This is a genomic window from Alteromonas macleodii, from assembly GCF_903772925.1.
Lineage (GTDB): Bacteria > Pseudomonadota > Gammaproteobacteria > Enterobacterales > Alteromonadaceae > Alteromonas > Alteromonas macleodii_A.
In genome coordinates, this window is the sequence record NZ_LR812090.1 from 2,836,544 (window position 1) to 2,851,389 (window position 14,846).

General features: G+C 42.9%; 12 protein-coding genes. 3 read left to right on the top strand and 9 right to left on the bottom strand.

Annotated elements, in window-relative coordinates:
* The first annotated feature begins 239 nt into the window (after positions 1-239).
* Positions 240-1,070 (top strand): tetratricopeptide repeat protein, encoded by an 831-nt coding sequence (locus PCAR9_RS12310; RefSeq protein WP_179983847.1) that lies wholly within the window; start codon positions 240-242, stop codon positions 1,068-1,070.
* Between the two features lie 171 nt (positions 1,071-1,241).
* Here PCAR9_RS12310 and PCAR9_RS12315 read toward each other — a convergent pair whose 3' ends face one another.
* Genes PCAR9_RS12315 through PCAR9_RS12330 form a run of 4 tightly spaced genes read right to left on the bottom strand, consistent with a single transcriptional unit; the run spans position 1,242 to position 3,559 of the window.
* Positions 1,242-1,631: a hypothetical protein gene (locus PCAR9_RS12315; protein WP_179983848.1), complete on the bottom strand. Its 390-nt coding sequence runs from the start codon at positions 1,629-1,631 to the stop codon at positions 1,242-1,244.
* A 19-nt stretch (positions 1,632-1,650) separates the two neighbouring features.
* Positions 1,651-2,139 (bottom strand): GNAT family N-acetyltransferase, encoded by a 489-nt coding sequence (locus PCAR9_RS12320; protein WP_179983849.1) that lies wholly within the window; start codon positions 2,137-2,139, stop codon positions 1,651-1,653.
* 5 nt (positions 2,140-2,144) lie between these two features.
* Positions 2,145-2,876, bottom strand: coding sequence for an SDR family oxidoreductase (locus PCAR9_RS12325; RefSeq protein WP_179983850.1), 732 nt, complete (start codon positions 2,874-2,876; stop codon positions 2,145-2,147).
* Between the two features lie 26 nt (positions 2,877-2,902).
* Positions 2,903-3,559, bottom strand: a complete 657-nt coding sequence (locus PCAR9_RS12330; RefSeq protein ID WP_179983851.1) for a hypothetical protein — start codon at positions 3,557-3,559, stop codon at positions 2,903-2,905.
* Between the two features lie 237 nt (positions 3,560-3,796).
* Here PCAR9_RS12330 and PCAR9_RS12335 point away from each other — a divergent pair, with 237 nt between their 5' ends.
* Positions 3,797-5,284 carry an ATP-binding cassette domain-containing protein gene (locus tag PCAR9_RS12335; protein WP_232091188.1) on the top strand — a complete coding sequence of 496 codons (1,488 nt, stop codon included), beginning with the start codon at positions 3,797-3,799 and terminating at the stop codon, positions 5,282-5,284.
* 137 nt (positions 5,285-5,421) lie between these two features.
* On the opposite strand, the gene PCAR9_RS12340 is transcribed toward PCAR9_RS12335, so the two are convergent.
* From PCAR9_RS12340 to PCAR9_RS12350, 3 genes are all read right to left on the bottom strand, one after another.
* The gene (locus PCAR9_RS12340; RefSeq protein ID WP_179983852.1) at positions 5,422-6,105 is read right to left on the bottom strand and encodes a DUF1826 domain-containing protein; all 684 of its coding nucleotides are present in this window, start codon (positions 6,103-6,105) and stop codon (positions 5,422-5,424) included.
* Position 6,106: 1 nt separating this feature from the next.
* Positions 6,107-7,309 carry a zinc metallochaperone GTPase ZigA gene (gene zigA, locus PCAR9_RS12345; protein ID WP_179983853.1) on the bottom strand — a complete coding sequence of 401 codons (1,203 nt, stop codon included), beginning with the start codon at positions 7,307-7,309 and terminating at the stop codon, positions 6,107-6,109.
* A gap of 81 nt (positions 7,310-7,390) precedes the next feature.
* Positions 7,391-8,347 carry a GlxA family transcriptional regulator gene (locus PCAR9_RS12350; protein WP_179983854.1) on the bottom strand — a complete coding sequence of 319 codons (957 nt, stop codon included), beginning with the start codon at positions 8,345-8,347 and terminating at the stop codon, positions 7,391-7,393.
* 125 nt (positions 8,348-8,472) lie between these two features.
* Between PCAR9_RS12350 and PCAR9_RS12355 the strand changes: the two genes are divergently transcribed.
* The gene (locus tag PCAR9_RS12355) at positions 8,473-8,997 is read left to right on the top strand and encodes a cysteine hydrolase family protein (RefSeq protein WP_061486098.1); all 525 of its coding nucleotides are present in this window, start codon (positions 8,473-8,475) and stop codon (positions 8,995-8,997) included.
* 108 nt (positions 8,998-9,105) lie between these two features.
* Here PCAR9_RS12355 and PCAR9_RS12360 read toward each other — a convergent pair whose 3' ends face one another.
* The gene (locus tag PCAR9_RS12360; protein ID WP_179983855.1) at positions 9,106-10,413 is read right to left on the bottom strand and encodes a short-chain fatty acid transporter; all 1,308 of its coding nucleotides are present in this window, start codon (positions 10,411-10,413) and stop codon (positions 9,106-9,108) included.
* 67 nt (positions 10,414-10,480) lie between these two features.
* Positions 10,481-14,614 carry a hybrid sensor histidine kinase/response regulator gene (locus PCAR9_RS12365; protein ID WP_179985227.1) on the bottom strand — a complete coding sequence of 1,378 codons (4,134 nt, stop codon included), beginning with the start codon at positions 14,612-14,614 and terminating at the stop codon, positions 10,481-10,483.
* Positions 14,615-14,846 lie beyond the last annotated feature (232 nt).

Sequence of the window (14,846 nt, forward strand, 5' to 3'; positions counted from 1 at the left end):
CGTAATAGCGCTAAACGCTTCAGTGGAAAGCTCGATGTTTGGCGAAGACATATCTGGTAGTAGCCAAGAAGATTTAGTTAGGTAAGCAACTAAAAGGCTAAACACTTAACTTAACTAAACTATTTAACTAATTGAACTAGCATCGTTTTTACAACAGTAAAAGTATTGTTGAACAAATATAACAATACGTCTAGGATGGTGACGGTGTTTACAAAGCAAGCAGAATAAGGATATCAACAATGCTCAAATACTGTCTTTTCTTACTTTCGGTTATTGCAATTTCACAGGCTAACGCTGCATCTATTTCTTATTTCCCTTGCGCAGAACGGGAATGTGTTCAACGCTTCAAAGATATTAAAGTAAGCGCTCGCAAGCACATAAACGCAAATATTATATTGGGGGATATGTACCTTAATGGTTACGGAACCGATAAAAGTAAAAGCAAAGCATTAAAAGCTTTTAAAAAAGCGGGTAGCTGGGGTTCTACTGAGGGAAATTATAAAGCAGGACTATTAATTATCTCTGACGATAACCTTGCTGATAAAGAGACAGGCTTACGCTTTCTTAGAGATTCAGCCAAGAGTGGTCACAAAAACGCGGTTTATTTTATGGCTGAGATTTTATCGAACCCAAGCTATAGCGTACAAAATTTAGAGCAAGCTGACTTTTGGTTGGCTAAAGCGGCTGAGCAGCGCCATGAGCTGGTGCCTAACACAGTAGCTAGATTGAAGTCGGAGCAAAAGCTTAATGAACAAAACTTCCCACAAACGCTATCAACACTAGAAGAACTATCCGCGAAGAATTCTGATGAACAAGCCCCACTTGGCCACCAAGCAGGGACATTAGTGCCAGATGGTAACGAGATTGAAGTCGTTACCGTTAAAACCCCCAAACTTGGCGACCTTATTGATACCGGTATCGAATACTATCAAAGCGCACCAATCTCCATTACAAAAAACACCACAGGTACAAGAATTAAGGGCCGTAGTTGTCAGGATAAAGCCAACGCATGCTCTGACGTACCCACTGACCAATTCATACGCTATTACTGGCAATTTCTTATGGATTAGATCTAGGAAAAGTTGACGCTTTTTGCAAATGACGCGCCCGGTTGATCATATAATCGGGCGTTATATAACAAACGGCTAGATTTTCCCGTAGATATTTTCAACAAAGTCTATTTGATAGAAACTTCTGTAAGTACTAGTACGGTTACAAATCGCACTTATTCTAATCGAAAATCAATCACTTCTAGAAACTAATATAAATCTACAGCGCCATTCACACAAACCAAATATTGCTACAAATATGCACTCTGCACCAATAAATAGTAGTGCGAACATACTCGCTTGTTCGAAGTAAATTAGGATAACTCCTACACATACAATTGCCCAAAGAAAGTTTGCAATAGCTAAACCTGTTACTACTTTAAGTGATCTATTGCATATAAGGGCAAGCCTCAATGCGTATATGCCATAGCATACATTAGCACCGGCTAAGAAAAGAATTAGCCCTTTCGGCAGTTGGTAGAAGTCGCTCGCTATATCTTGGAAAAACAGAAGCAATAGCCCAACACTCGTTCCTGCAAAACCATCAATATGAAGTATGTATTTAACTAAAAGAGCTTTCATTTGTGCTGAAACGCTTAACCTATTTCAATGTAGCAAAAATATGGCTATCGTAAAACTGTCCATCTTTGAAAATGGCGCGTTGCAATATCGCTTCCTGCTTGAACCCTGCATTTAGCAGCAGCTTTTGCGAAGCAAAATTGGATGAAAATACGCAGGCAAAAATGCGCTCTATATTTGTGTTTGAGAAAGTAAGCGCAATAATCTGGCGCAGCGCCTCGCGCATAATGCCTTTTCGCCAATGTGATGTGCAAAGCCAGTACCCAACTTCTCCAGACCTCTCATATTCAAAGTCACCTGGGTTAACACCAATACACCCTACTAACTCGCCCTCATACTCAACAGCTCTTATAAAGCCTTGGGTACTACCCTCTTGAACCCACCACATGGCATCTTCTTTTGTATAAGGGTTAGGAATTTTTGTCGAAAGATATTGAGTAACCGACGGTTGATTTAAAATATCTACCAGTCTACCCACATCGCCCATTTTAAAATCTCTGAGTGTTATCATGCGCTTTACTTCCCACCCGCTAAATCAATAAACGACCCTGTAACATATGAAGACTGAGGTGATAGAAGCCAGGCTATCGCCTGTGCGACTTCATCTGCTGTACCGCCCCGCTGCATAGGAATTTGTGGGCTTAACCGCTCTACTCTGCCAGGTTCACCACCATCGGCATGAATGTCTGTTTTAATAAAACCAGGCCGGACGCTGTTTACACGAATGTTCTTCGTAGCAAGTTCTAATGAAAGCCCTTTGGTGAATGAATCCATTGCCCCTTTCGACGTCGCATAGTCGACGTATTCAAAAGGAGCACCAGTACGAGAGGCAATGGACGAAACATTAACGATTGCGCCCCCTGCAACGTTTTGTTTTACAAAAGCCTTCGAACACAAGAATGCGCTAAGCACATTGGTATTAAGTACTTTGGTGAAGCGCTCTGCAGTGACGTTTATTAACTCAGTTTTGGTGAATAAAACGCCCACATTGTTTACCAAATGCGTTATTTCACCCCATCGGCCGTTCACAGTCTCGAACATGTTCAGCACTTGCGCTTCATCTGAAACATCGGCTTTATGAGCAAATGCAACGCCACCGTTGTCAGCTATCGACGCGCACACCCTATCCGCAGCATTTTTATCTGATAGGTAATTAACGCAAACCTTATAATCGTTACTTCCTAGCAGTTTAGCGGTTGCGGCACCAATACCACGGCTTGCTCCAGTAACAATGACTACTTCTTCCACTCGATATCCCTTTCTAAAGAATTTGTTTACTCTTTACTCAGCAATCGCTTTATAAAGTACGCTTGAGTACAACACACAATCACAATTAACGTTACTGAAATTTCTGAAGGCATTCCCAATTGTGCAAGAGCGATAACAGGCTCAGGTAGCTTCCCACCGATAAATATTAAGTGGCGAAGGTCAAAAAAGACTGGGAAAATTGAGTAGCATAGCAGGTCATAAAACATAAAAGCGCCGAAGACACACACTTTTTTCAAGATACCCACAGGGCTGCATAGCCAAAGGAAAATGGTACATAGCAAAGAGATTAAGTAAGTTGTACCACTTCCCATCAAAAGCACTACAGCTACACGGTTTTGGTCGTATAAAACGCTGCTATGCTTTATGTTTAGGATAGGCTTTATAATATAAGAGTTAAATTCGCGGTGAATATCAACACTTAAAGATTTTACCTCAGGAATGAAGCTAACAACTGCTACCGCTCTGCCGGGCCAATGCTTTATATGATTCAGCGCCCCCATTTCCGGAAAAATTTCGAAGCCAGGCCAAACAGCAATGACTAACTGCCCCATCCCTAATATTTTCCCTGCTATTCCGTGCCCTAACTCGTGTATAAAAACCGAAATAATAAAATAAATGAGTGCTACACAGATTAGTGTAAATCCTTTTTTAAACGTAATCATTCCTTGTTCTCTTAAATTATCTATTTGGGCAATAAGTATTAAAAGTTGAAGCTGTTGGTTTTTAATACAAATACTAAGAGGTGTAAATTACATCAAGGTTCCCACGATAATCGTGATTAAACATAAAGCGCCATTTTCGAAAGGCACTGCAGGCTGATTAGCTCTACTGAGGAATAACATCATTGACAGGTAACCAGAAAACTTCACAATAGTTCTACTTCTTATCCACTCGCAATCATGATGCTGTATCTTTCAGAATTTCAAACAAAGCTTTCTAATCAATATATTACCCCTGCATTTTCGTTAACGCTAAACAATGAAAAACCATTCTCGCACTACCTTATTGCAGGTAGAAATAGTAGCGGGAAGTCGCTCTTAATTTCATCACTAGCGGGTAACGGTAAAGTAGAAAGCGGTATTCGCGAAAGTAGTTCTCTTGTTGCGGAAGTATCGGTATTTAAGCAACAGGCGTTAATTGAAGAAGAAAAACAAAAAGACAGTGCGGATATTTTAGATGTAATCGCTGAGCCAACACAGGTACGCGAGTTATTCTTACGCACCAACGAGGATTATCAAAATCACCCTTATTACAGCGAACTTACTTCTGCGCTGAGAATTGAACATATACTTGATAATGCGTTTATTTCGCTGTCGACGGGAGAAACCCGCAAGGTAATTATCATGCTGGCATGGTTGAGCGATGCCGCAATTATTTTGCTTGATGAACCTTTCGAAGGCTTAGATGTTGAAGCGATTGATGCATTTAGTCGCTTTCTTGTTTCTCAACAGCAAGCCGCACTGGCGTTGACCGCCAACAAGCTTGCAGACATTCCTGAGGGCCTTCACGCACAACTCATCGTCATGGATGATCTAGCTATTACTTGGAAATCTGACGGCACACTTAACTATGATGACTTGCGCTCAGAGTTAAGCACTTGGTTTGCGCTGGAGTCTGATGATATCGATGTACCCGCAGCGCTTAGCGCTAATGATCAAAACCGCAGCGACCCAAATCACAAGGAGTCAACCAGTGAACTTGATTCACTACCCCATATATTAATCCAGCTGAACGACGGCTTTGTGCGTTTCGATGAACGTACTGTATTTGAAAAGCTTAACTTTACGCTTAATAAAAATGAGCATTGGCAGATAACGGGCCCGAACGGGTCAGGTAAAACTTGTTTGCTTCAAATGTTTACTGGTGATAATTCCCATTGTTATACCAACGACTTAACGATGTTTGGAATAAAACGGGGGACTGGCGAGAGCATATGGGATATTAAGAAGCACATTGGAATTATGTCGAATGCGCTGCACATGCAATACAAAGTAAACGCAAGTGTTGAACATGTAATCATTTCTGGCTTTCACGACAGCATTGGTCTATACACCCGACCAACGTTGGCTGAGCGAAACGTAGCAGAACAATGGCTTGCTGTACTGGGCTTACAACAGAAGAAGAATACACCGTTTCAGTCGCTATCGTTTGGCGATCAGCGATTAGTGCTCATAGCGAGGTCTATGGTAAAACACCCTGCACTGCTTATATTAGACGAACCCTGTAACGGTTTAGACGACTTCAACCGTCAAAAAGCACTTAAGCTCATTGATATATTGGCAAAGGCTGGCACCAGCACTCTTTTGTATGTTAATCACAACCCAGGGGAGTGCATTCCCAGCATTCGCAACACCTTGAATATGAAAGACTACAATGTAGCAAACTAAAAACTGAGAAGAAAAAGGCGCTATCACAAGGGAAAACTCATGAAAAAGAGTGATAGCGCCAAAGAAACAGTAGAAAGTCATTATAAGCGCTTAAAATCTGCATCTGGCTCATATTCAATGCAGTGCACTTTTTGAAACTACATTGGGTCTAGAGTAAGCAGCACACGTTGAGTATTTGGCTGCACTTTGCAAGACCGATGTACGGCGGCAAACTCTTCATGACCTTGCCAAGACTTTCCTTTGAGTAAACCCACATCAAAAGCACTCATTTGTTTAACGCTGCTTTCTTGGTAGCGCTGCCCTAGCCTATTCTTCGTAAGCCCTTGCGTATTCGCTTCGTTAAGGCCAATCATCGGGCTAGTTACCACACTTTCTTTAGGTAACCACTCAGTACCTTCGCCTAAATAAGTATTTACCAATCGAACAGGAATATTGTCTACATGAAAGCTGGGGCACATTGCCGAAGATAAGGGCACGAGTCTTACCCCTACACTGTCACAATCAAATAGTGTGGTAAGCATGTCAGAAAGCAGATAAATATCATCAATGGCGGCTTGTTTTCCAATACTGGTTTCTTCGCCTGGTAGAAGCGTGGCAATTTCCTTCCTTAGAGAAGCAACAGAAAACACACCACGAATACCCATCCCTAATGATTTAAAAAACTCGCCATAATATTGGGAGATGAGCGGCGCCTCGGGTCTATTCCATACCGTAACGCTAACCCCTTCTTCAAAAATATCCCCCAGAACCATAGCGTCGGCGCTTGTACGCCAAGAGTTGCTATGTTCGAAGACTGTATTGTGGTCTTGTAACGCCTGCATACTAGTGCTCCCACGCTGGAAAAGGATCTGGCATTTCAGCCCAAACATGGTGGCCTTGAATAAGCTGTTCATCAGTTAACAAGCAACTGTCTAAGCGCCTAATTATGTCCTCTTTATTAAGCCCTTGCCCAATAAATACCAGCTCTTGACGCATATCACCGAAAGGCTCCATCCATTGCTCTTCAATAGCTTTAAGGTAGTCAGGGTCTTCAGGCCACTGCTCTTTGGGTACGGCTTTCCAAAACAATCCAGCGGCTCCGTATCTCGCCATGCCGCCAGCTTGGCTCCAACTGCCTGCAAGCTGTGGGCGTGTTGCTAACCAGAAAAAACCTTTTGAACGAATTAATTTGCCAGCTATTTCTTTACTATGAAGAAAATCATAAAACTTCTGCGGGTCAAACGGACGTCTTGCTTCGTACGAAAAGCTGCTTATACCAAACTCTTCAGTCTCTGGTACGTGCTCGCCACGCATTTCTTTCAGCCAACCAGGCGACTGCTGAGCACGCTCGAAGCTAAACCGCCCTGTGTTCAGCACTTTGTCGAGGGGCACTTTTCCATGCTCGATAGGAACTTGAATAGCCTCGGTGTTGAGGGTTTGCAGAATACTTTTAAGGCGCGCCAACTCTTGTTCAGAGATAAGGTCGGTTTTGCTTATTAGCAATATATCAGCAAATTCCACTTGTTCGACCAACAAGTCTGCCACGCTTCGCTCGTCTTCCTCCCCCAAGCTCTCACCCACTTCGTTGAGAAACTTAGCTTCGTCATAGTCTTTAAGAAAATTCAATGCGTCGACAACGGTAACCATCGAATCGAGGCGTGATATTTCCGACAAGCTTTTACCGTCTTCATCGGCGAACGTGAAGGTCTCAGCTACAGGCAAAGGCTCCGAAATACCTGTAGACTCTATTACCAGATAATCGTATTTACCTTCATGCGCTAAACGCTCTATCTCTTCAAGCAAATCTTCTCGCAACGTGCAGCAAATACAGCCATTGCTCATTTCAACCAGCTTTTCTTCAGCTCGATTAAAGCTAACTTCATTTTTCACCGTAGCAGCATCGATATTGATTTCACTCATATCGTTAACAATGACGGCTACTCTTAATCCATCACGATTATTCAGAATATGGTTTAGAACCGTGGTCTTACCGGCGCCTAGAAAGCCCGATAGTACGGTAACGGGAAGCTGAGTTTGAATAGACATAACGACTCGCTAAGTTTCATTTTAAATCTCGAATTTAATAAATGTTATAACATAACAATTAAAATGAAAATAACGATATGATTAATTTATTGCAAAACGCTTGCGGTATTCCACCGGACTAAGCCCATACTCTTTACGGAATATCTTCCTAAACGCATTGACGTTTTGATAGCCCACGTTGAATGCAATATCAGCAATGCTGCGCGTTGATACTTCAATTTGCTGACAAGCATGATGAAGTCTCAGCTTCTGCAGATAGTCGATGACTGACATACCTAACGCTTGCGTAAATCTTCGCTGTAAGGTTCGCTGACTAACGAAAGTGTGGCTAGCTAAATCGCTAAGAGAAATTGACTGACTGTAATGGTTTTCCAAGTAATTTTGCGTTTTAACAACGAGAGCATCGCCATGATCTTTTTTAGGTGAAAACTGGTGATAAAAGCCTTGCTCCCTGTAACCTGTATCCACCACCATCTCTTTAGAAAGATTCAAGGCAATGGTGGGTGAACTTAAGGTCGATATGATTTCAAACACAAGATCAATCCACGCCATTCTCCCGCCAGCTGTTATTACGCCCTCCCCGTTTACCACGATAGCCTTAGCATCTAGTTTTGCTGTGGGAAAGGCTGCCATGAAGTGATCGGCAATTCGCCAGTGTGTAGTACACACTTTGTTATCTAAAAAGCCCCCCTTGCCAAGAATAAATGCACCTACGCAAGCAGATGCGAGCAATGCACCTTGGGACTGCATGACTTCCATATAGTTGATGAGTGATGTGAAGTCATGCTCAAAAAATGTTTCACTCATGCTTGGCGGCAAGATGACGACATCAACCAGTGCATTTGAATTCAACTGCTCCGCTTTGTAAATACTCGCGCTAAATGCCACATCAGCGTTGATTTGCTCACACATCGCATTTGCTAACTCTAACATCTCAACGATGCCGTAAAGCGCAGATTGGCTTGCGGTTGGATAGTTTATTACTGCTATTTTTATTTCTTTCATCGTTTCATTGTCGTTCTGTGAACGCTGTCGCATTTGGCGCGCTTTTTGTCATTATCGTCACTCTCTATTACACGTGAAAACCCGCAAAATAGTCAATATCGAGTAAGCACAACTTAAACCGTGCTAGAGACTATTTCTTGGAAAAAGAGGGTAAGACCGTGGTTAAACAAGCACTTATTGTTATAGATATTCAAAACGATTACTTTCCTGAAGGGAAGTATCCTTTACACAAACCAGAGCTTGCGATGCAAGAAACACTTAAAGCGATGGCTATTGCAAAGGAAAAGAGCATTCCAATTATTCACATACAGCACCTTGTGCCTGTTGAGGCCGGAGAAGGGTTGTTTTTCTATGAAGGATCTCACGGCGCTGAAATTCATAAAGAGGTGATAGCCGCAGCCCCGGATGCGCCAATCATCACAAAGCAACACGCCGATTGTTTTGAGAACACCAATTTAGAAGAAACCTTACAGTCATTGGGCGTGGATGAAATTCTTCTTGCAGGTATGATGACGCACAACTGCGTAACTCACACAGCATTGTCACCAGCGGCTGCCAAGTATTCCCCCAAAGTCATTGAACCTTGCACCTGTACGCGTGACGCCATTGGTCATCTATTGGCGCTGGATTCTATGCAAGTGCGTGGTATTGACATTGTATCGATAGAAACCGCATTCGCTTAGCTCCGACTTGTTTCGCTCATCACGTTGTTCGACTACTTGTTGAGCGCTAACACTTTCTTTTTCTGGATAACCGCTTTGTTTCAAAGCAATAACATAAAGTTAATTGCCTCACACAAACCGCAATACCAAGGAAATAATGACACCGGTTACGATAAGCTGAACCAAGCAAAAGCCCATAATGTCTTTGGCTTTAAGGCCGGCTATGGCAAGTACGGGGAGCGCCCAAAATGGCTGAATCAAATTGGTCCACGCATCACCCCACGCTACCGCCATGGCAACTCTATTTATTTCGGCTCCAAGTTCAGCGGCAGCAGGCAAGATTACTGGGGCTTGCACTGCCCACTGCCCTCCACCCGACGGCACAAAGATATTAACAATGCCTGCACTAATAAAACTCCATACGGGCAACGACTCTGCAGATGCAAAGCTAATCAGCCATTCTGACATGGTTTGGGCCAATCCTGATTGAACCATTACCGCCATGATCCCCGCATAAAATGGGAACTGTATAACAATACCACTACCGCCCTGAACGGCTTGCTGCAGGCTGTGCAGTACATTGCGTGGTGTACCGTGAAGGACAATAGCGAGAAAGAGAAATAGCGTATTAACGATATTGAGATTAAGCCCGCCGCCAGAAATAAAATAATTTGTAAGATAAGCAAGCCCAGCGAAACCGACCAGTAAACCAAGAACTTTGCTGTTTTCAAGTTTATCGGCGGGTCTTTCGTTTTCTGCTGAAGGTAAAGCATCGTCTTGTAGCTTTGTGCTATCCACAATCACGCTTTCAGATTTAGGAGGGAGCATTAAACGATTCACGAGGGGGATAACTACAAACATAATCGCCAACAACAGTAAGTTGAAACCGCTAAAAATAGTCTCGCTGGTACCAATTACGCCTATTTGTGCCTCTGAAAAATGGCCCGGTGTTGCAATAGTTAACGGTACAGAGCCCGCTAGACCGCCATGCCATACAATAAAGCCTGAGTACGCGCTTGCCACCAATAACCGATAATCAACCGACACTTTTCTTGCTAAGGCTTTAGCAAACAACGCGCCCACAACAAGACCAAAGCCCCAGTTTATCCAGCTTGCGATAAGCGACACTAAAGTAACCATTAGAATAGCGCTTCCTGGGCTTTTAGCTAGACGGGCGAGACTTTCTAGCAGTGTCTTGACTAGCGGCGTGCATGCCAGCATAAACCCGGTTACCAATACCAAGAGCATTTGCATTGAGAAGGTTAGCAACCCCCAGAAGCCGTCGCCCCACTGTTGAACTGTGGTAAGTGGCGATTGGTCTTGAATGACCACCGCAAAGACAAGCGTTATGAGCGTTAACAATAAAACGAAAATATAAGGGTCGGGAAGATATCTTTCGACGAGTTTTACGAAGGGTTTTGATGCACGATTTAGCATTAACGCTCTCACAACTTGTTAAAAACTTGTTGCATATTAACGCGTTTACTTCCTCGTTGGCGAGAGGCTAGTTAATTTTGCTAAGCCACTTCTGTAAGGTTGAGGTTACTTTTTGGTGATCGATAGGCTTTGTTAGAAAGTCGTCCATACCTGCTGCCATGCACATATCTTTGTCACTCTGCATGGCATTGGCCGTCATCGCAATAATAGGCGTACTTTTATAGATATCTCCTGCCGCTCCTTCACGGATGCATTTCGTTGCTTCAAACCCATCCATTTGTGGCATCTGGCAATCCATAATAATTGCGATGTATTGAGCTTCAAGCTTGCAGTTCTTCAACATATCTAACGCTTCTAAGCCGTTGTTCGCCACTTCTACCTCATACCCTTCGCTTTCGAGCACATTAGTAGCGACCAGTTGATTTATCACGTTGTCTTCAACTAACAAAATTCGTGGTGCTTCAATAGTAAGGGGGCGGTTTCCAGTTTCTTGCTCTGCTAGGTCTTCATCTGGATGTTGCTCTACAAAGTCTGCAGTACCCATAACCAACTGCCGTGAATGCACATCGTTTTGTGTGCCGGGTTTACCTACCGTATTTTCTAGTATTCTCAGTAAATCTGTTGTCGTTATAGGTTTGGGCAGACATTCGTCAATTGGCAGCCCTCTAAACTCTCTATAGCTATCGACATCGCTTAATTTCGTCATAAGAATAGTACGACTGAAACTTAAGTTTTCGATACCCTTAAGATTCAGTAATTGATTGTCTTGCTCGTGGTCATCAACGACTTTTTCCAAAAACAAAATATCAATACTTAAAGGGTCTTGTTCACTAATCTCGTCAGCTAAGTAAAGCGTTGCAGCCTCTTCTAATGACGATGCAGTTAACGCATTCACACCCCACAGCCCAAGCTGATTTTGCAAGGTATGCCTTGTTAATGCATTGTTATCCACTATTAAGCAACGGGTGTTTTCTTTAATAAGTTCAGGTTGCAGTGTCGTGCTTTCCTTTGAGCCCGTAACTTTGCATATAACGTTGAAGCAGCTACCTTTGCCAAGCTCTGACGCAACGCTTATGTCACCACCCAATAAATGACACAAATTTTTTGTAATACTTAAACCAAGTCCTGTGCCCCCGAAGCGCCTCGTTGTAGACGCGTCTACTTGGGTGAAGGCGTCGAACAAATGAGGAAGTTTGGATTCCGGGATGCCTATTCCCGTATCTTTTACAGTTAAGTGCAGCATAGCTTCATTTTCAACATCACTTGGAAGCAACTTTGCTGCAATGTATATTTCACCCTGTTCAGTGAATTTAACGGCATTGCTCAAGAGATTAGTCAGAATTTGTTGAATCCGGTTTGGATCTGAATATATCTTTGTTTCGCTGATCTCAGAAACATCAACGACTAATTCTAGGTTTTTTTCTTGGGCTGAGTGCGCTACTGATAGCGCGACACTTTCCACTAGCTCCCTTAGGTCAAAATCCAAAGATTCTAATTCAAGCTTGCCCGCTTCTATCTTCGAAAAATCCAGGATGTCATTGATAAGCACAAGCAGTGAGTTAGCACTGGTTTTAGCAATACTCACGCGCTGGCTTTGTTCTGCTGTTAGGTCACTCTTTTTCAACAGGCCAAGCATGCCAATAACTCCGTTCATTGGCGTCCTAATTTCATGGCTCATATTGGCGAGAAATTCAGACTTCAATTTCGTGGCCTCTTCAGCACGTTCGAGCGCTTGTTTTAAATCATTAGCCTGCGCTTTTAGCGACGCAGTTTTTTCAGAGACCTGTTGCTCTAGTGTTTGAACGAAGCGTTTTTGTTTAGTGATTTCGGTTTGCTGTAGACGGGTGCGCAGATAAACCACCAATACAAGTATGCCTAACAAAAATAAGCCGTAGATAGTATATGCCCACCAGCTTTTCCACGGTGCGACTGCCACATGTAAATTCAACGATAGGGTATCATCACCCCACTCTCCATTTGGTTTCATGGCTTTTACGAGTAATCTGTAGTCTCCCCCATTTAAATTGGTAAACGACACCGAAGTATGATTTCCAATATCAATCCACTGCTCATCGTACCCTTCTAACTTGTACGCAAAGTGGGCGCGCTTAGGGTCTGAAAAATCCAAAAGCGCAAAATCTAATGAAAAAAAGTAATCTTCATAAGAAAGGTCGATATCAGTAACATAGGACAGTGGCTTATTAAGCTCTACTGATTCTCCCATTTTGTTAAAACCTGTAAGAACTATGTTTGCGCTAACGGCGTCAATTTGTTCTCGGTTATATTTGAAGTACTCTATCCCCCGCTGACTACTCGTAAAATAGGTATTCTTACCCGCTTTAATTAAGCTATCTGAGTAAAAGTTTTTACCTGCCAAATCTGTGGCACTGTTGTAGCTAATAACATTTTGTGTGTTAGGATTATAAAGAAAAACACCTTTATTGGTGGTAAGCCACAGCCTGCCATCATCGCCATCGGCGATAGCTCTTATTAAGGTGGTGGGCAGCCCATTCTTTTCACTGAAATGCTTGAAGGATTTAGACTCGGCGAAATACTGATACAGCCCCGTTTGCGTCGCTACCCATATTTCTCCATCATTGGTTTGGTGGATGTCTTCCACAATGCTATCGACCAAACTTCCCTGCAGATCCTTTGCGCCACTAAAGAACGCGAAACTTTCACTTTCAGCTGACCATAAATTCACACCTCCGCCCGTGCCAACCCACATATTGCCGCTGGCGTCTTTATATAGACTATGAATTTCTGGGTGCGTTAAACCGTCCTCGATTGTGAGATGTCTGAATTCCTCGGAATGCTTGTTGTAAATGTAGATACCGTGCTTATAAGTACCAATCCAAACGTTGCCATTATTGTCTAGTTCAAGTGCTCTGAACTCACGAAACTGGCGATAATTGCTGTCAGTCTTAGGGTATTCAATGCGGCTTATTGCTTTAGTACGTCGGTCAACTCTGGCCACAAAGTCATCTTGTGCAACCCACAGAAATCCTTCCTGGTCCGGCACTATAATGGGTCTTTCTATAACCCCACGCTCTTTATAACCTCTAAGCTCTTTAAATACCGAGTCGTATTCTTTTTGCAAAAGCTCTTCTTTCACTTTCCATTTGAACACGTCGGCGTTTGCCGTAACAATGAGTACATCGCCATTTTTATTGCCATTTTTATCGACGTTATCAAGTGCGATACCACTTGGTGCGGTTAGTAATTCACTATTAATTTGTTTAATTTTGCCGCGAGGAGAAAATTTAAAAATTCCATGAACCTCACTGGTAATCCACTTGGTTTTAGTATGGTCTTCAAAAATTATGCGAAGGCCATTTTCATAACCAAAGTCGACCTTTTCAACATAGTTCCCCTCTCCGGTATGTCGATACAATCCCTCAGTAGTGACGAACCATATTTGACCATCATGGTCCTCAATCATTGAGTTTACTTGACTTAGTGCTTTACCTTCTCGTGTCTTTTGAGGCAAAAAGACTCCGGAACTTGGAAAGAATAAGAAGGGCCCGTTTTGCGTAGCGACGAATAGCTGATGCGAAGATGTACGGAGTAAGCTGCGTATTTCATTTGCGCCTGTAGCCGTTTTGTTTTTTGGTTCGGGCAAGAAATGTTTGACGTTTAGCGTCTTTTTATCGAGCAAATTTATCCCATAGCTGGTTGCTACCCAAAGGCTATCAGCATCGTTATCAATAATGTCCCAAATGCGATTATGGGAAAGACTGTTTTTATCTCCTGGTACTTTTTGAACTCGCTGAAATCGCCCGTTGCCTAAAAAACGATTAATCCCTTTGTCGTAAGAGCCTAGCCAGATATCACCTGCGTTATCTTGAAAAAGTGACTGAATTCGGTTTGATGACAGAGAATTTGCATCATCAGGCACATTTAAATAGCGCGAATACTGACCGGTTGTAGGGTCGTATTGGTTAACACCACCGCCCCACGTACCCACCCAAATATTGCCCTCGGCATCCAACATTAAGTTGCCGGCATCGTTATGAGAAAGGCTTTGGTCGTCTTCGCTATTCGACTCAAAGAGCTTGACGTTGCGACCGTCGTAGCGCATTACGCCATTTTCTGCTGTGCCAAACCAAAGGAATCCTTGGCGATCTTGCACTATGGAATAGATTTCCGATGAAACAAAGCCATCTTCAGCAGTTAAAAGCTCAACCGCATATTCATTCATTAACTTGTTTGAACCAGATGCGAGCGCAACGCTAATGTAGACTACATTTAGAAGAGCTACTGCAAACACGCGAATGGGTGAGAGTATAAATTTTGTCGTGTTCACCAGAGAGGTTGTCTTCAAATCAAAAATGGAGCTGCTAATTAAACTTGTTTAACTTTAGTGCATGTTGTCGCCGCTCACCATTCTACAAAAGGCGCATTTGTCACCAACAAATAATCGCCTCTTGACT

Coding starts and splice junctions, on each gene's coding strand:
- PCAR9_RS12320 (WP_179983849.1), bottom strand. CDS start 2,139: ATGATAACACTCAGAGATTTTAAAATGGGCGATGTGGGTAGACTGGTA.
- zigA (WP_179983853.1), bottom strand. CDS start 7,309: ATGTCTATTCAAACTCAGCTTCCCGTTACCGTACTATCGGGCTTTCTA.
- PCAR9_RS12340 (WP_179983852.1), bottom strand. CDS start 6,105: ATGCAGGCGTTACAAGACCACAATACAGTCTTCGAACATAGCAACTCT.
- PCAR9_RS12360 (WP_179983855.1), bottom strand. CDS start 10,413: ATGCTAAATCGTGCATCAAAACCCTTCGTAAAACTCGTCGAAAGATAT.
- PCAR9_RS12335 (WP_232091188.1), top strand. CDS start 3,797: ATGATGCTGTATCTTTCAGAATTTCAAACAAAGCTTTCTAATCAATAT.
- PCAR9_RS12365 (WP_179985227.1), bottom strand. CDS start 14,614: ATGAATGAATATGCGGTTGAGCTTTTAACTGCTGAAGATGGCTTTGTT.
- PCAR9_RS12330 (WP_179983851.1), bottom strand. CDS start 3,559: ATGATTACGTTTAAAAAAGGATTTACACTAATCTGTGTAGCACTCATT.
- PCAR9_RS12315 (WP_179983848.1), bottom strand. CDS start 1,631: ATGAAAGCTCTTTTAGTTAAATACATACTTCATATTGATGGTTTTGCA.
- PCAR9_RS12310 (WP_179983847.1), top strand. CDS start 240: ATGCTCAAATACTGTCTTTTCTTACTTTCGGTTATTGCAATTTCACAG.
- PCAR9_RS12350 (WP_179983854.1), bottom strand. CDS start 8,347: ATGCGACAGCGTTCACAGAACGACAATGAAACGATGAAAGAAATAAAA.